This is a genomic window from Bradyrhizobium sp. SZCCT0153 (assembly GCF_018129995.1).
In the GTDB taxonomy this organism is placed as follows: Bacteria; Pseudomonadota; Alphaproteobacteria; order Rhizobiales; family Xanthobacteraceae; genus Bradyrhizobium; species Bradyrhizobium japonicum_G.
The window spans coordinates 107,475-121,996 of sequence record NZ_JAFCKS010000006.1 but is presented as its reverse complement, the minus strand read 5'-3'; the positions used below and the strand labels follow the sequence as shown (position 1 = coordinate 121,996).

Sequence of the window (14,522 nt, the reverse complement as noted above, 5' to 3'; positions counted from 1 at the left end):
TGGAGGCCAAGGCGCTTCGACTGAGGAGCAAATCGAAATGATGAACAATGGTCTGAGTCACGGATCTGCAACGATCTACCAATTCCCCATCGGGGGCCGCGCGGCTCTCGCCGGGCGCCGCTATGGCGACACCCGCTTTCCCGCCGATCATGCTTCGCTTCCCGCGAACGCCTCGATCTGCAGCGATAGCTGGTACCACCAGGACGCGGTCGACGAAGCAAAGCCCAAATGGGAACGCTGATGCCTATCGTCGGTTTGATACCGCCGCGCTCTCGCAAGCTTCCGGCGGCAGTTTGAAAAAGGGTCGAAACAACGAGGTTTCGGCCCTTTTTGATTCCGGGCGGACTCCCGGCTAGAGCTCAGACTTTTCGATCACCGCACAGGCCGTGACCGGCCGCTTCAGATGCTTGACCGTGGTGGCTCCGCTCTTGGGAATCCTCAGCGTGATCCCCGCCCCCGAATAGCGTGCGCCGGAAACCGTCAGCCGCTTGGCAAGCGTGACCGGCTCGCCGTCGATCTGGACGAACGCGCGCTTGTCGTAGTCATAAAACCCCACGATGAACTGCGTACCATCGGCGCAGTGATAGGTCCGGAACGTCTGCGCATCGGCCTGGCGTGCACCGGTGATTCCGCCCGTCAGCATGGTGACCGCCAAAAGTATGGCATTGTGCCGGCCCATGATCGCCCCCTGTAATAGACCCCAAGGACGCCTGTCGTGCGTCCAGTGGAAACATAACCCAAAGCTGATCCCATGCCAGAGTCCCCCGCCCGTCATCTCGCCTTGCAAGGCGCCAGCAATTTCCGCGACCTTGGCGGCTATCCAACCGCAGACGGCCGAACCACGCGCTGGCGGCACATCTTCCGCTCCAATCATCTCGGCCAGCTCACCGCCGCCGATATCGAGATCGTCCGCGCGCTCGGTGTGCGCCATGCGTTCGACTTTCGTGGGCTGGAGGAGCGCGCGGCCGGCGTCTGCGTGGTGAACGAGATCACGGTGCATTCGCTGCCGATCGAGCCGACGGTCGTGGCCGCGCTGCGCACCGAGCTCGCCCGGGGCAGCCTGACCGCGCCGGTCGCGCTCGAGCTCATGCGCGAATCCTATCGCAACTATGTCCGCCACAACACGGCCAGCTTCCGCAGCCTGTTCAGCCATCTCCTGGAGGATCGCGCGCCGCTGGTGATCCACTGCACCGCCGGCAAGGACCGCACCGGCTTTGCAAGCGCGCTGATCCTGCATGCGCTCGGTGTGGCCGACGAAATCATTGCCGAGGATTACCTCCTGACCAACAGGCACTACAGGCGTGATCCATCAAACGCCTCCGATCTTCCCGCCGACGTTCTCGACGCGATCGGAAGCGTCGAGGTCTCGTATCTCGCTGCTGCATTCGAGGCCGTCGGCCGCGACTACGGCGATCTCGAAACCTACTTGCGCGACGGGCTCAAGCTCGGCACATCGGAGCGGTCCGCGCTGAAGGCGCGTTATCTGCAATCGTAGGCGGCCGCGCCGGGAGAACGACGATGCATGGCAAAGTTCTGATCGTAACCGGCGCACTCGGCGCACTCGGAAAAGTCGTCGCCGAGACCGCGCAGTCGCGTGGCGCGCGCGTTGCGGCCATCGATCATGCGCCTTCGCAGATCCCCGCAGCCCCTGAACGCATCGAGATCGGCGGTGTCGATCTGTCCGATGCAGGCCAAGCGAAGGCGGCGGTGGAGGCGGCGGCAAAGCACTTCGGCAGGCTCGATGCGCTGATCAACATCGCCGGCGGTTTCGCCTTCGAGACCGTCGGCGACGGCGACATCAAGACGTGGCAGCGCATGTATGCCCTCAACGTGCTGACCGCCCTCAACACCTCGCACGCGGCACTGCCGCGTCTCGCCGCGTCCAATGCCGGCCGCATCGTCAACATCGGCGCCATGGGCGCGCTTCAGGCCGGCTCCGGCATGGGCCCCTATGCGGCGTCGAAAGCCGGCGTGCATCGCCTCACCGAAGCGCTTGCGAGCGAGTGGAAAGGCAAGGTCACGGTGAACGCGGTGCTGCCCTCGATCATCGACACCAAAACCAACCGCGCCGACATGCCGAAAGCGGATTTTTCCAAATGGGTGACGCCGCAGGAACTCGCCGAAGTCATCCTGTTCCTCGCCAGCGACGCCGCAAACGGCATCACCGGCGCGCTGATCCCGGTGGCCGGGCGGGTCTGATCCGGCACTATTCCGGCCGCAGGATCACCGCAGCATCGGTTCCCGATCAAATGGCGCAGAGCCGCGAATCCGATCCGGGCTAGACTGGCCGCAACTGATTCTCCGATCGGAACGCAAGACTCGGACGCTATCTTTGGAAACCGCGCTCTACCTGCCCGTCAAACGCTTCCTCGAAGAGCTCGGCTTCACGGTCAAGGGCGAGATCGGCGGCTGCGACCTCGTCGGTCTCAGCGCCGGCGATCCGCCTGTCGTGGTGATCGGCGAGCTGAAGCTCGCCTTCAATCTCGAGCTGATCCTTCAGGCGGTCGACCGCGCGCCCGCTGGCGATGAGGTCTGGATCGCCGCCAGGATGTCCATGCGCGGCAAGGGCCGCGAGAGCGACGCGCGCTATCGCAATCTCTGCCGCCGCCTCGGCTTCGGTATGCTCGGGGTAACCGAGCGCGGCGAGGTCGAGGTGCTGGTGAAGCCACCGACCGCGGCGCCGCGCCGCGAGCCGAAGACGCGCTCTCGCCTCGTCGCAGAGCATCAGCGCCGCCAGGGCGATCCCGTGCTCGGCGGCAGCACGCGCGCGCCGATCATGACGGCGTATCGCCAGCAGGCGCTGGCCTGCGCCTCCGAGCTAGCGGCCGGCCCGCGGCGCGTGAGCGAATTGCGCGAACGCTGCCCCGACGCCGGCAAGATCTTGCTTAACAATGTGTATGGCTGGTTCGAACGCGCGGACCGGGGAATCTACGGACTCACGGAAGCGGGCCATGCGGCGCTGAAGCGCTGGCCGCAACAAAAGGTTGAGATCGGCGCCGGCGCCGCGTCACCGCCATGACACCCGACCGGTGCATAGCTGAGATGCCACACCGATTTCATATTGCAATGCAACATCACCGGCACTAGGTATCCCGGCATCGAAACGAGGCCGTTATGAGCGCAGACTGGAATACCAAATATGGCACGCGGCGCGTGCGCCACGATCCGCCGACCCTGGACGAGGCGATCTTCGCCGCCGTCGGCATCACCGACGATCATGAGCAGCAGGCCGAGATCGCCGCTGCGTTGATGGGTATGCCGCTCGATGTCGTTCAGGCCGAGGTGAAGAAGCAGGCCCGCACCAACGGCCGCATCACGGCAACGCGCGTGATCGCCGGCGAACAGGGCGCGCAGCGTTCAGTGGTGGTCGAGCGCCGCGTCGTGCGCCGTTTCGGCAACGACAAGCGCACCGGCACCTGAGCGCTTAGTCCCCTCAATAAAGAAGCGGACCGGTTTTGCCGGTCCGCTTTTTGATTCAGCTGCCTTTTCAGCTCAGGCGGCGCGATTGCCATACATGCTGGAGATGATCTTCCAGCAGGTCGAGTTGAAGCTGAGAAGAGCGCGCCCAGCGGCAAATGGCGAGGCTGCGAGATCAGCCAGTTCGTCCTCGGGCGACTTGGCGAGGTCGATCGTACCGGTCGATTCGCCGTAGCGGAATTGCAGATTTGCTCCGAACTTCCTGGCGAGCGCCCGCATCGCATGATTCTCGGCGCCCGTGGTGATGCGCAGTCGCTTGTAGCCCTTCCAGCGCGCTTCCGCGATCAGGCGGCTGAACAAGATGGTGCCGACGTTCTGGCGCCGTGCGGAGCCTTCCACGCTGAAGGCGACCTCGGGCAGCGAATCATCCTCCGGCGGATGCAGCTCGGCCGCACCGCGCACCACGCCGTCGACGATGTAGGCGACGATCACGGTGCCATCCTCGGCACAGCGGGCGGCGTAACGCTCGATAAAACTGTCGTCGAGAAAACCGTTGAAACGGTCGTGCCGGCTTTCGGCATCCAGCCTGAGCAGGTGATCGCGCAGAAGCGGCAATTCTTCCTGTTGGCTCAAGGTCCGCACATAGCCCGGAACGGACTTGGCGCGGTTGGTTTCTTCATGTTCCAGATCTGCTTCGAGTGACAAGTCAAAACTCCTCTTGGTGTCCCTCGAGGAGGCGTTCGAATCCCTAGGCCCCCAATATTGTGCGTCGCAGCATAATTTTCAAGACGGGAACCTGCTCAAGTTTCAGGCATCGGAGACGACTAATTCGTTAACAGAATCAAGCCCCCGTATTCATACGAGGACGAGCTGAGTCTGGGTGACGACGGCGACCAGCTTGCCGTCCTCGGTTTCCAGCCGGGTGGTCCAGACCTGGGTCCGCCGCCCCCTGTGGATCGGGGTCGCGGTCGCGATGACCGTGGTTCCCTGCTTGGCCCCGCCGATGAAGTTGGTCTTGCTCTCCAGCGTGGTCGTGCCCTTGGCATCGTCAGGCAGATTGATCACGGTCGCCGCCGCACCGACGGAATCGGCCAGCGCCATCACCGCGCCGCCGTGAATGGTGTGATGAAGCGTGCAGAGATCGGGCCTCACCGTCATCCGCGCTACCACACGGTCCTTCTCGGCTTCGACGAACTCGACGCCCTTGAGCTCGGCGAACGGCATCTTCATCGCTTTGAGTTTCTCGAGCGGCGTCATCGGATATCCTCCCAATTCATTGTTGTCCCAGCGTGAATGGCTTCGCGCGGCAAAGCAATGACGTCAGAGGTAATCGCCGTGCTGACATCTGCGCCCGCATTTGCGCATATGCTCTTCCCATGCGCCACTTCCCTCCCCGCCGTATCGTCTGCCTGACCGAAGAGACGGTCGAAACGCTCTATCTGCTGGGCGAGCAGGATCGCATTGTCGGCGTCTCCGGCTACGCCGTCCGGCCGCCGCAGGTGCGGCGCGAGAAGCCACGGGTGTCGGCCTTCGTCTCGGCGGACATCCCGAAGGTCCTGGCGCTGGAACCGGACCTCGTGCTGGCGTTCTCCGATCTTCAGGCCGGCATCGTTGCCGATCTCGTCCGCGCCGGCGTCGACGTCCACGTCTTCAACCAGCGCGACGTCGCCGGGATCCTGACAATGCTCCGCACCCTCGGCGCGCTGGTCGGCGCGGCCGAGCGCGCCGAGGAACTCGCGCGAAGTTTCGAAAAGCGCCTCGCTGCGATCGCCGAGACGCCCCGCCGTCTGCCACGGCCAAAGGTCTATTTCGAGGAGTGGGACGATCCGCTGATCTCGGGCATCGGCTGGGTGTCCGAACTGATCGAGATCGCGGGCGGCGCGGATGCGTTTCCGGAGCTGCGGCATCAGCAGGCCGCGAAGGATCGGATCGTTTCGGCGGACGCGGTACGCGAGGCCGCGCCCCAGGTGATCCTTGCATCTTGGTGCGGCAAGAAGGTCGTGCCGGCCCGCATCAAGCAGCGCGATGGATGGAGCGAGATTCCCGCCGTGCGCGACAACCGCATCGTCGAGATCAAGTCACCGATCATACTGCAACCGGGGCCTGCCGCGCTGACGGATGGGCTCGATGCGATCGTGAAGGCGTTGTGGGGGACGTGCTCTTGACCTCTCTGCCGTCATTGCGAGCGCAGCGAAGCAATCCAGAATCTTTCCGCGGATACATTTCTGGATTGCTTCGCTGCGCTCGCTTTGACGGTTGAGGCAGCCTTCGTATCTCACGTCACCGCGTTCACGACCTGATATTCCGGCTGCCGCCACACCTCGCCTGCGATCACGTCCTCGATGATCTCGGCCGCCCGAACGATCTCGCCTTCGCCGATGTACAGCGGCGTGATGCCGAACCGCATGATGTCGGGCGCGCGGAAATCGCCGATGACACCGCGGGCGATCAGGGCCTGCATGGCGGCGTAACCGCCGTCGAAGGCGAATGAGACCTGCGAGCCCCGGCGCTCTTGCGTGCGTGGGGTGACGAGCTTCAAGGACGGACATCGGCGTTCGACCTCGGCAATCAGGAGATCGCCGAGCGCCAGCGAACATGCGCGGACCTCCCGGATGTCGACGCGGTCCCAGATGTCGAGCGAGGCTTCCAGCGCCGCCATTGCAAGCACCGGCGGCGTGCCGACACGCATCCGCTCGACGCCACCGGCAGCCGCATAGGCCAGTTCGAACGCAAACGGCTTTGCATGCCCCATCCAACCCGACAACGCGGCGCGGACGCTGTCGGCGTGTCGCGGCGCGACGTAGAGGAACGCCGGCGCGCCGGGGCCGGCGTTGATGTATTTGTAGGTACACCCCGCAGCGAAATCGGCGCCGCTGCCCGCGAGATCGACCGGCAGCGCACCAGCCGAATGCGCGAGATCCCAGACGGTGACGATGCCGAGCGCATGCGCCTTCGCCGTCAGCCTCGCCATGTCGTGGCGGCGTCCGGTGCGATAATCGACCTCGGTGATGTAGAGCACCGCGATCTCCTCGGACAACGAATCCTCGATTTCCTCCGGCGCAGCCAGGCGCAATTGATGGCCGCGCCCGAGCGTCGCGATCAGCCCCTCGGCCATGTAGAGGTCGGTCGGGAAATTACCGGTGTCCGACAGGACGACCTTGCGCGACGAGTTCATGTCTAGCGCGGCGGCAAGGGCCTGATAGACCTTGAGCGACAGCGTGTCTCCAACCATCACGGAGCCGGCCTCTGCGCCGATCAGCCGCGCGATGCGATCGCCGACATGGCGCGGCTGCACATACCAGCCCGCGGTGTTCCAGGCGCGGATCAACTCGTTGCCCCATTCCGCCGTGATGACGCGGTTGACGCGCTCGGCAACGCCGAGCGGCAGCGCGCCGAGCGAATTGCCGTCGAGGTAGATCACCCCGTCAGGCAGATAGAACAGTGCTTTGGTGTCGTCATAGACGCGAAGCCTGGTCATGGACATCTCTACAATATCGTACGCACGCGCCAGAGTTCGGGGAACAGCTCGACCTCCAGCATGCGCTTGAGGTAGCTGACACCGCCGGTGCCGCCCGTGCCGCGCTTGAATCCGATGACGCGCTCGACCGTCGTCACGTGGTTGAAGCGCCAGCGGCGGAAATAATCCTCGAAGTCGACCAGCTTCTCGGCAAGCTCGTAAAGCATCCAATGCGTCTCAGGCGCCTCGTAGACGACACGCCAGGCCTGCAGCACGCCCTCGTTGAAGCTATGGGTCTCGCGAACATCGCGCGCCAGCACGGCCGCCGGCATCTTGAGCCCGTTGCGGTCGGCGAGCCGCAGCACTTCGTCATAGAGACTTGGCGTCGCGAGTTCGGTTTCGAGCAGCTCGGTCGTTTCCACATCGTGCGCGTGCGGCTTCAGCATCGCGTGGTTGCGGTTGCCGAGCAGAAATTCGATCAGCCGGTATTGCCGCGACTGGAAACCCGAGGACTGGCCAAGCTGGGAGCGGAAGCGCGTATACTCGCTCGGCGTCATGGTGCGCAGCACGTCCCAGGCACCATTGAGCTGTTCGAAGATGCGCGACATCCGTGCCAGCATCTTCATCGCGGGCTGCACCTCATCCTTCGCGATCGCACGGCGAGCGGCGCTGAGCTCATGGATGGCGAGGCGCATCCACAGTTCGGTGGTCTGATGCTGGATGATGAACAGCATCTCGTCATGCGCTTCCGAAAGCGGATGCTGCGCGCCGAGGATCGCGTCCAGCGCCAGATAGTTGCCATAGGACATGCGCCGGGCGAAATCGGTCTCGGCGCCTTCGCTTGAGGGATCGTAATCGCTGGACGTCATGACAGGCCCTTTCGATCGATCTTGCAGGCCTCGTCAGTCGAGGCCGATCAGGCGCGCGGTGATTGGCGACGACGGATCTTTCAAGGCATCGATCACGGTAAAATGGTTGAGCCCGGGATCGACGACGAGGCGCGTCGGCACGTCGAATCCAGTCCAGACATTGGCCATCAGATCGGACTGGCGGATGAATTCGGGTCGCTCGCCGCCGCCGACCCAGGCGGTCACAGGCGAGTGTCCACGCGGCAGATGCAGCGCGGCGCTTTCCAGCGTCGCCTCTTCCATCGTCATGCGCAGCGTCTCGTTCATCCCAGTCTTGAGCAGCGGTCGCAGATCATGCAGGCCGCTGATCGAGAGCGTGCCGGCAATGCGGTTGTAGACGGCGGGCTCCAGCCGGCTGTCGTCGCACAGCATCCGCGTGACGAGATGGCCGCCGGCGGAATGGCCGGCGAGCCGGATTGGCCCTGCGACGAGCGAAGCCGCTTTCGCAATCGCGGTGGTGATTTCCGCCGTGATGTCGGAGATGCGCGCGGCCGGCGCCAGCGTGTAGCTCGGCAGCGCCACGGTCCAGCCATGAAGCCGCGCGCCCTCGGCCAGATCGGTCCAGGTCGATTTGTCGAAGCGCATCCAGTAGCCGCCGTGAACGAACACGACGAGGCCCTTGCTGTCGCCCTCGGGCAGGATCAGGTCGAAGCGCTGGCGCTCGCCCGGACCGTAGGCGATGTCGGCGCGAAAATCCTTCAGCCCGGCGCGGTAAGCCGCCGCTCGTTCCGCCCACTGTGCCGGCATCTTGTCCGAGCCCGGGATGTGGGCCGAATTGGCATAAGCGTCATCCCAATCGCGCATTGTTGCTCCCAAGGACTCAGGCCCCGTGACCAGGCGCCAGTCTGCCATCGAGGCGGCCGCCATCCTAGTCTTTATTTTAAGCTTAAAGCATCTGGGAGAGCCGGTGGATTGGGCAGGCGCCGCTCGCGACGACCCGAGCGCAGCGAAGCAACCCAGAGTTTTTCCGCGGCGGTAGCCTGGATTGGAGAAAGCACAGTTCGCCGCTACGCCTTCTCCACCCCGCACCAATCCGCGATGAACAGCGCCATCGCCTTGGTCGTCTTCTTCAGCGAATCCAGATCGACATATTCGTTGAAACCGTGCATCTCGCCGCCGCTGGCGCCGAAGCACAGGCTCGGGATGCCGTGATTGAGCCCGTAGAAGCGCGTATCGGTGAGCGCGGTGAAGACGAGGTCTTCGACGGCGCCGCCATAGACGGTGTTGAAGGCCTTGCCGAACGCGGCCTCGGGCGCGGCGGCGTTGGTCAGTTCATACCCCTCCGAAAGGAAGCCCGACCATTCGATCTCAGGCGGATTGTTGGCGAGGAAGCGGTGGTTGCGCGCGGCAGCCGCAACGCAGGCCGCGATCTCCCTCTGGTGATCGGCGATCGACCAGCCAGGCAGCACCGCAATCCGGCAATCGACGTCGCACCAGGCCGGCACGCTCGAGGCCCAGTCGCCGCCCTTGATGATGCCTGGGTTGAAGTTGATGGGATGGTTCAGCGTCTTGAAGTGCCGATCCGCCTTTGCGCGCTCGTTCCATTCGATTTCGAGTTTTTGCAGCGCCTGGATCAAATGATAGGCCGCCATGATGGCGTTGGCGCCGGAGCCGGCAAAGGCGACATGGGTCGGATGGCCCTTCACGCGCAGGCGAAACCAGATCACGCCGACCTGCGAGCGCACCATCTTGCCCCCGGTCGGCTCAGGAATGAAGCAGGCGTCCGCGCGATAGCCGCGCTGCAATGTCGAGAGTGCGCCGACGCCGGTGCTCTCTTCCTCGATCACCGACTGGAAGTGGATCCGTGCCGTCGGCTTGAGGCCCGCGGCCTTGATGGCATCCAGCGCGTAAAGCGCGCCAATGGTGCCCGACTTCATGTCGCAGGCGCCGCGGCCGAACATCTTGCCGTCCTTGATGACGGGCGAGAACGGCGGGGTGTCCCACAATTCCAGCGGCCCTGCCGGCACCACGTCGCAGTGGCCCTGCAGGATCAGCGACTTGCCGGCCTCGGTCTTGGGGCGATAAGTGCCGACTACCGAGCGCGCCCTGGAGAAATCATGCTCGATCGGGCCGAAGCCGCGCAGATCCTTGAGATCGTCGACATTGATATGCCAATCGTCGACCTCGTAGCCACGCTCGCGCAGGAGGTCGCCGATCATGTCCTGGCACGGCCCTTCCGCTCCGCGCGTCGAAGGGATCGCGACGAAATCGCTTGTGGTCGCAAGCTGGGCTTCGAAGCCGGCATCGACGGCGTCAAGAATCCTCTGCTGCGTCTCGGCATTCATCAGGCAACTCCAATCGGGCATTCAGATCATCGATGGAGCGCAAGCTAGCCGATTTCAGCCGTTCGGGTACTCTGCAAAATAGGCATCCCGCAATGCATCTTCGAGCAGTCGGCCTTCCGAATAGCCATCGAGCGTGGCGGGGCGCGTCACGCCGTCGAGCAGGCGCGGGCACGGCTCGGGCGCGCCGAGCACGGTGCGTACCGGAATGCGCTCGGCATAGATCGGCAACTCATAGTCCTCATCATCGTCGGCGACACCCTTGGCGCGGATTTTCGCCGAGGCCTCCTCGATCTCCATCGCGATGAAGGAGGTCGCCTTGATCTCCTGTGTGTTGCTTGCCCGCAGGCTCGCCGTGCGCTCGGGGAAAAAGCGATCGACCATGGCGGTCACCGCCCGCTTCTTCTCCTCGGAATCGGTAACGAGATAGGCCGTACCGAATGCCATCACGGCCCGGTAATCTGCGGAGTGGTTGAAGCCGCAGCGCGCCAGCACCAGGCTATCGAGATGGGCGACCGTCAGGCAGACGCGCTCGCCCTTGGTCTGGTTGCGCAGCATGCGGCTGGCGCTCGAGCCGTGCCAGTACAGTTTCGTCCCCTCGCGCCAGAAGAAAGTCGGCGTGCAATAGGGCTGGCCGTCGATCGCATAGGAGACGTGGCAGAGCATCGAGGAGTCCAGGATGCGATGAACGGTGTCGTGATCGTAGAAGCCGCGGTCGTGACGGCGCTTCACCTGGTTGCGCGCCGACGTCGGGTAGGAATTCTGGCTTTCAGTCTGGCTCACGGCCGCTCCTGTCGGGCTTTGAACAATTCCAGGATGGTTGTAGCGGCCGATTTGGTCTGTGATAGTACCAATTCCATGCAAAAAATTCCGACCAATTTCGCCGCCTCGCCAGCCAAGGCCGAACTGCCGCTCAACCTCACCGGTCCGCACATCACGGCGGGCGCCTCGTCGGCGCACCGGCTTTACCAGGCACTCTGCGAGATGATCGTTTCCGGCCTGGTGAAACCCCGCGAGCCGCTGCCACCGTCGCGCACGCTGGCGAAACAGACCGGCTTTCGGCGCAACGCCGTCGTCACCGCCTATGAGCGCCTGATCGCCGATGGCTTTGCCGACGCAATTGTGGGTTCCGGAACGTTCGTCGCCGCGCGCATCCCGGCGCGCGCGGCGGAGCCGAAGAAACCGAAGGCGGTGGTCGAAACGCCCGGACAAGGCGCGTTCTCCCTGGGCTGTACCCATATCGATGAGCGGGCGGTGCAGCGCTTCCGCGCCTTCGTCGGCCGGCGCATGCGCGCCTTCGGGTCCGAGCATCTGCACTATGGCGACCCGCGCGGCAGCCGCGAACTGCGCGCGGCGATCGCCGATCATCTGCTCTCCGCGCGGGGCCTGCGCTGCGATCCCGACCAGATCATGCTGACGTCGGGCACGCTGCACGCGCTTCGCATCGTGCTGAGCGCGATCCTGAAGCCGGGCGACCAGGTCTGGTGCGAAGACCCGGGCTACCCCGCGGCGCGCAAGACCATCGCGCATTGCGGCTATCGCGCTGCGCCCGTTCCCGTCGACGAACACGGCATGCGCATCGCCAAAGGCCGCGCTGCGGCGCCCAACGCGCGCGCGGCCTATGTGACGCCGTCGCACCAGTTTCCGCTGGGCGTGCAGATGTCGATGCCGCGGCGGCTCGAGCTGCTGGACTGGGCGAGGCAGGCCGGCGCCTTCGTGCTGGAAGACGACTACGACAGTGAGTTCCGCTATGACGGCGCGCCGCTGATGTCGCTTGCCGGCATCGATCACCTCCAGCGCGTGATCTACATGGGCACGTTCGCCAAGACGTTGTTTCCGGGCCTGCGCATCGGCTATTGCGCCCTGCCCGAGCGTCTGATCGCGGACGTCACCGCGGCGCGCGCAGCCCTCGACCGCTTTCCAGGCACGCTGATGGAAGGCGCGGTGGCCGACATGCTCAATTCCGGCGCGTTCGCCGCGAACCTGAAACGGGTACGAAAGCTCTATCGCGAGGCGCGCGATGCGCTGGCCGAGACACTGGAAGCCGGCTCCGACGGCGTGCTGTCGGTGCCGGTCCCGTCGCAGGGTCTGCACCTCGTTGCCCGGTTCGATCCTTCGGTCGATCCGGCGGTGGCAGCGCATGCAAAACAGGCGGCCGGCGCGGAAGGCTGGCTGCTGGCCGACACCTACACGCGCGCGCGCGCCCTGCCCGGTTTCGTGCTGGGATTTTCCGGCCACGCGGTTCCGAAGCTGGTGGCATCCGCCGATCGGCTCGCGCGGGAATCGCGCGCGGCCCTGGGTGTGCGGCGCAAATCGGCCCGGCGGGCCTGACCAACGTTCACTATGAGAATCGGCTGCCGCTCCCTACATTGCGGGATTGTGCCGGGACCTCACATCATGCTGCTGCACCGTGCGATCTTCCTCTCGCTCCTGATCTCCATCACGCTTGCCGCGGCGGCGCGCGCAGGCACGGTCGGACGCGAGCAGGACATCGTCGATCTCAAGCTCGGCCAACGCGTGCAGGTGGATGACGGAACCTGCCCCGCCGGGCAGGTCAAGGAGGTGCGCGGCGCCAGGATGACCGACAAGGGCGTGGCGCGGACCAGCTCCTGCGTGCCGCGCTACGGTCCGAAATTGAGATGACGGCTACGATTTGGCCGGATCGAACATGCACTGAAGGGTCGGTTTGGCGATCTTGGTAAAGGTCGGGCCGATCTCACCCTGCTTCGACGTCGGCACCCAATCGGTCTCGATGGTTGGCACGCCGGTCTCGCTGATGCCGCGCAGCAGGGCCTCGCGCAAATCACGATCCTCGACGACCGCGGCAGCATGGTCGTGCAGACAGCCGCAGACCTCCTCCGGATGCTCCCAGCGCCCGAGCATGCGCGGAGCGCACTGACGCACGAATTCGCTACGCGGATCCGGCAGTCTGGAGGGCGCGCGCACCTGCGCTTGAGCGGCAGCGATGGTCAGAAGTGAGACGAACGCCGCAGCGCAGAGACGAACAATCATGATGGCCTTTATCGGCTGATTTCTTGTTGGCGATCAGAAGCGCGCGGCGACCACGATCGGCTGCGGCGCCGTGACCGTGACCGGCGAGCCGCTGTACTGGAAGGTGCCGATACCGGGAAGGCTGCCGTCCGGCGCGCCCGCGAACGAGGAGCCCGCGAGCACGAAACCGAAAGCAAGGATGAAGCTGAGCGCGCGCATGGACTTGTCTCCAGGTTCCGTGGCCGGCGGGTTCCGCCGTCTCGTTGCAAGGTTGATAACCATGGGCGGTTTCGCGCGTGATGCGCCAAAAGCGGAAAATGGTTTCATGTTCGTGAGAATTGTTTCGTCCCGTTCAAAGCGACGAAACATTCGGCGGAAAATCCCAATCTTTTCAGACGGTCGTGCCGCTGCCCGAAGTGGTCTGATAAGTCCCCCTGCGAGCTTGGACGCGGGCCGGACGCAGGCCGCCGTCATGCTTCCGCCTCACACGCTTCACATGCGTTTTACGTTTTTCTGCTGAAGAGAAGCCAAACGAGGGCTGGGCCTGTCGAACCGGGGAAGATTCGGCTGCGACCCAAGCCATCGAGACCCAGACGCCCGGAATCACCGGGCGCGTTCATTTGAGGAATGGCCATCATGATGGCGCAAGATCGCGCAACGGCGCGCGATGCGGACCAACCGACGGACCGCGGAGACCAACGCCCTGGCCGCAGCAGCACCACGTCGCCTGGCGCAATGGCGCAGCAATCGAGGCGCGGCTTCGAAGCCGCGCCGCAGATGTTCGTGCGGCTGACCGGCTCGCATCTTGCAAAACCGCGGGCCAGCCGCGAACCCGTCACTGGGTGAAGAACTCGCCGCATTTCTGGACGTTTGCGTCCGCCGGTCCCCACGGCATGATCGGCACGGTCGAGGTCGAGTTCTTCGGCGAGCCCTCGATCAGCCTGTCCGAATAGACCATGTAGACCAGCACGTTGCGCTTGGCATCACAGCCGCGAACGATCTGCATCTTCTTGAAGAAAAGCGAGCGGCGCTGGCGGAACATGTCGTCGCCCTGCTCCATCTTGCTGGCCTTGAACTTGATCGGGCCGATCTGGCGGCAGGCGAGCGAGATGTCCGAGACCTCCTCGGCAAGGCCGAGCCAGCCCTTGAAGCCGCCCTTCTCCGGCACCGTGAAATGACAGGCGACGCCCTCGACCTCGGGGTCGTCGAGGCCATAGGTCGCGAGCTTGTCGTTCGGGCTCATCCATTTGAACACGGTCGAGCGGCGGAAAATCAGATCCGGCTCGTCGGCAGCGGATGCGGACGCCGCCGGCACGACCAGAGCCAGGAGGAATAAAGCGAGGCCTTTCAAGCGGATGCTGGAAAGACCGGGGAAACGAGATGACATGAAGTTCTCCAGTAACAAGTCCCAACAATGTAGGCATCGGGCGGCCTGTCAGGAAGGTGACCCGCGGGCCGATACAGCCG

At 64.5% G+C, this 14,522-nt stretch carries 19 protein-coding genes; 8 read left to right on the top strand and 11 right to left on the bottom strand.

The annotated features are described in order from the left end of the window. The first annotated feature begins 37 nt into the window (after nt 1-37). Entirely contained in the window at nt 38-241 is a 204-nt protein-coding gene (locus JQ572_RS25045) for a DUF2735 domain-containing protein (protein WP_211385500.1), read from the top strand. 111 nt (nt 242-352) lie between these two features. On the opposite strand, the gene JQ572_RS25040 is transcribed toward JQ572_RS25045, so the two are convergent. Beyond that, nucleotides 353-679, bottom strand: coding sequence for an MliC family protein (locus JQ572_RS25040; protein ID WP_211385499.1), 327 nt, complete (start codon nt 677-679; stop codon nt 353-355). Between the two features lie 72 nt (nt 680-751). Here JQ572_RS25040 and JQ572_RS25035 point away from each other — a divergent pair, with 72 nt between their 5' ends. The 4 genes from JQ572_RS25035 (at nt 752) to JQ572_RS25020 (ending at nt 3,420) form a co-directional block, all read left to right on the top strand. Next, nucleotides 752-1,495, top strand: a complete 744-nt coding sequence (locus tag JQ572_RS25035) for a tyrosine-protein phosphatase (RefSeq protein WP_211385498.1) — start codon at nt 752-754, stop codon at nt 1,493-1,495. Between the two features lie 23 nt (nt 1,496-1,518). Beyond that, on the top strand, nt 1,519-2,199 hold the full coding sequence (locus JQ572_RS25030; protein ID WP_211385497.1) for an SDR family oxidoreductase: 681 nt from the start codon (nt 1,519-1,521) through the stop codon (nt 2,197-2,199). 133 nt (nt 2,200-2,332) lie between these two features. Further along, nucleotides 2,333-3,019, top strand: coding sequence for a DUF2161 domain-containing phosphodiesterase (locus JQ572_RS25025; protein ID WP_211385496.1), 687 nt, complete (start codon nt 2,333-2,335; stop codon nt 3,017-3,019). A 95-nt stretch (nt 3,020-3,114) separates the two neighbouring features. Beyond that, a complete protein-coding gene (locus JQ572_RS25020) occupies nt 3,115-3,420 on the top strand; it encodes a hypothetical protein (protein WP_211385495.1) in 306 nt (101 codons plus the stop codon). Between the two features lie 72 nt (nt 3,421-3,492). Here JQ572_RS25020 and JQ572_RS25015 read toward each other — a convergent pair whose 3' ends face one another. After that, the gene (locus tag JQ572_RS25015) at nt 3,493-4,122 is read right to left on the bottom strand and encodes a GNAT family N-acetyltransferase (RefSeq protein WP_433996204.1); all 630 of its coding nucleotides are present in this window, start codon (nt 4,120-4,122) and stop codon (nt 3,493-3,495) included. 150 nt (nt 4,123-4,272) lie between these two features. Continuing rightward, nucleotides 4,273-4,674, bottom strand: coding sequence for a PaaI family thioesterase (locus tag JQ572_RS25010; RefSeq protein ID WP_211385494.1), 402 nt, complete (start codon nt 4,672-4,674; stop codon nt 4,273-4,275). Between the two features lie 119 nt (nt 4,675-4,793). On the opposite strand from JQ572_RS25010, the gene JQ572_RS25005 reads away from it, so the two are divergent. Continuing rightward, entirely contained in the window at nt 4,794-5,582 is a 789-nt protein-coding gene (locus JQ572_RS25005; protein ID WP_211385493.1) for a cobalamin-binding protein, read from the top strand. Nucleotides 5,583-5,692: 110 nt separating this feature from the next. Here JQ572_RS25005 and kynU read toward each other — a convergent pair whose 3' ends face one another. The 5 genes from kynU to JQ572_RS24980 form a co-directional block, all read right to left on the bottom strand. Then, entirely contained in the window at nt 5,693-6,895 is a 1,203-nt protein-coding gene (gene kynU / locus JQ572_RS25000; protein WP_211385492.1) for a kynureninase, read from the bottom strand. An 8-nt stretch (nt 6,896-6,903) separates the two neighbouring features. Further along, complete coding sequence (kynA, locus tag JQ572_RS24995) at nt 6,904-7,743, bottom strand: tryptophan 2,3-dioxygenase (protein WP_211385491.1); 840 nt, start codon at nt 7,741-7,743, stop codon at nt 6,904-6,906. A gap of 33 nt (nt 7,744-7,776) precedes the next feature. Further along, nucleotides 7,777-8,586, bottom strand: a complete 810-nt coding sequence (locus tag JQ572_RS24990) for an alpha/beta hydrolase (RefSeq protein ID WP_211385490.1) — start codon at nt 8,584-8,586, stop codon at nt 7,777-7,779. A gap of 203 nt (nt 8,587-8,789) precedes the next feature. Further along, nucleotides 8,790-10,067, bottom strand: coding sequence for an ArgE/DapE family deacylase (locus JQ572_RS24985; protein ID WP_211385489.1), 1,278 nt, complete (start codon nt 10,065-10,067; stop codon nt 8,790-8,792). A gap of 54 nt (nt 10,068-10,121) precedes the next feature. Next, nucleotides 10,122-10,847 carry a pyridoxamine 5'-phosphate oxidase family protein gene (locus JQ572_RS24980; RefSeq protein ID WP_211385488.1) on the bottom strand — a complete coding sequence of 242 codons (726 nt, stop codon included), beginning with the start codon at nt 10,845-10,847 and terminating at the stop codon, nt 10,122-10,124. A 75-nt stretch (nt 10,848-10,922) separates the two neighbouring features. Here JQ572_RS24980 and pdxR point away from each other — a divergent pair, with 75 nt between their 5' ends. Next, complete coding sequence (gene pdxR / locus JQ572_RS24975) at nt 10,923-12,395, top strand: MocR-like pyridoxine biosynthesis transcription factor PdxR (RefSeq protein ID WP_211385487.1); 1,473 nt, start codon at nt 10,923-10,925, stop codon at nt 12,393-12,395. A 66-nt stretch (nt 12,396-12,461) separates the two neighbouring features. Beyond that, a complete protein-coding gene (locus tag JQ572_RS24970; RefSeq protein WP_211385486.1) occupies nt 12,462-12,707 on the top strand; it encodes a DUF6719 family protein in 246 nt (81 codons plus the stop codon). 3 nt (nt 12,708-12,710) lie between these two features. Here JQ572_RS24970 and JQ572_RS24965 read toward each other — a convergent pair whose 3' ends face one another. From JQ572_RS24965 to JQ572_RS24955, 3 genes are all read right to left on the bottom strand, one after another. Further along, nucleotides 12,711-13,076 carry a hypothetical protein gene (locus JQ572_RS24965; RefSeq protein WP_211385485.1) on the bottom strand — a complete coding sequence of 122 codons (366 nt, stop codon included), beginning with the start codon at nt 13,074-13,076 and terminating at the stop codon, nt 12,711-12,713. 33 nt (nt 13,077-13,109) lie between these two features. Further along, complete coding sequence (locus tag JQ572_RS24960; protein ID WP_211385484.1) at nt 13,110-13,274, bottom strand: hypothetical protein; 165 nt, start codon at nt 13,272-13,274, stop codon at nt 13,110-13,112. Between the two features lie 616 nt (nt 13,275-13,890). Continuing rightward, nucleotides 13,891-14,442 (bottom strand): CreA family protein, encoded by a 552-nt coding sequence (locus tag JQ572_RS24955; RefSeq protein WP_211385483.1) that lies wholly within the window; start codon nt 14,440-14,442, stop codon nt 13,891-13,893. Nucleotides 14,443-14,522 lie beyond the last annotated feature (80 nt).

Excerpts from the sequence above, each read along its gene's own strand:
- JQ572_RS25045 (WP_211385500.1), top strand. The coding sequence starts at position 38 with ATGATGAACAATGGTCTGAGTCACGGATCTGCAACGATCTACCAATTC.
- JQ572_RS25040 (WP_211385499.1), bottom strand. The coding sequence starts at position 679 with ATGGGCCGGCACAATGCCATACTTTTGGCGGTCACCATGCTGACGGGC.
- JQ572_RS25035 (WP_211385498.1), top strand. The coding sequence starts at position 752 with ATGCCAGAGTCCCCCGCCCGTCATCTCGCCTTGCAAGGCGCCAGCAAT.
- JQ572_RS25030 (WP_211385497.1), top strand. The coding sequence starts at position 1,519 with ATGCATGGCAAAGTTCTGATCGTAACCGGCGCACTCGGCGCACTCGGA.
- JQ572_RS25020 (WP_211385495.1), top strand. The coding sequence starts at position 3,115 with ATGAGCGCAGACTGGAATACCAAATATGGCACGCGGCGCGTGCGCCAC.
- JQ572_RS25010 (WP_211385494.1), bottom strand. The coding sequence starts at position 4,674 with ATGACGCCGCTCGAGAAACTCAAAGCGATGAAGATGCCGTTCGCCGAG.
- JQ572_RS25005 (WP_211385493.1), top strand. The coding sequence starts at position 4,794 with ATGCGCCACTTCCCTCCCCGCCGTATCGTCTGCCTGACCGAAGAGACG.
- kynU (WP_211385492.1), bottom strand. The coding sequence starts at position 6,895 with ATGACCAGGCTTCGCGTCTATGACGACACCAAAGCACTGTTCTATCTG.
- kynA (WP_211385491.1), bottom strand. The coding sequence starts at position 7,743 with ATGACGTCCAGCGATTACGATCCCTCAAGCGAAGGCGCCGAGACCGAT.
- JQ572_RS24990 (WP_211385490.1), bottom strand. The coding sequence starts at position 8,586 with ATGCGCGATTGGGATGACGCTTATGCCAATTCGGCCCACATCCCGGGC.
- JQ572_RS24985 (WP_211385489.1), bottom strand. The coding sequence starts at position 10,067 with ATGAATGCCGAGACGCAGCAGAGGATTCTTGACGCCGTCGATGCCGGC.
- pdxR (WP_211385487.1), top strand. The coding sequence starts at position 10,923 with ATGCAAAAAATTCCGACCAATTTCGCCGCCTCGCCAGCCAAGGCCGAA.
- JQ572_RS24970 (WP_211385486.1), top strand. The coding sequence starts at position 12,462 with ATGCTGCTGCACCGTGCGATCTTCCTCTCGCTCCTGATCTCCATCACG.
- JQ572_RS24965 (WP_211385485.1), bottom strand. The coding sequence starts at position 13,076 with ATGATTGTTCGTCTCTGCGCTGCGGCGTTCGTCTCACTTCTGACCATC.
- JQ572_RS24960 (WP_211385484.1), bottom strand. The coding sequence starts at position 13,274 with ATGCGCGCGCTCAGCTTCATCCTTGCTTTCGGTTTCGTGCTCGCGGGC.
- JQ572_RS24955 (WP_211385483.1), bottom strand. The coding sequence starts at position 14,442 with ATGTCATCTCGTTTCCCCGGTCTTTCCAGCATCCGCTTGAAAGGCCTC.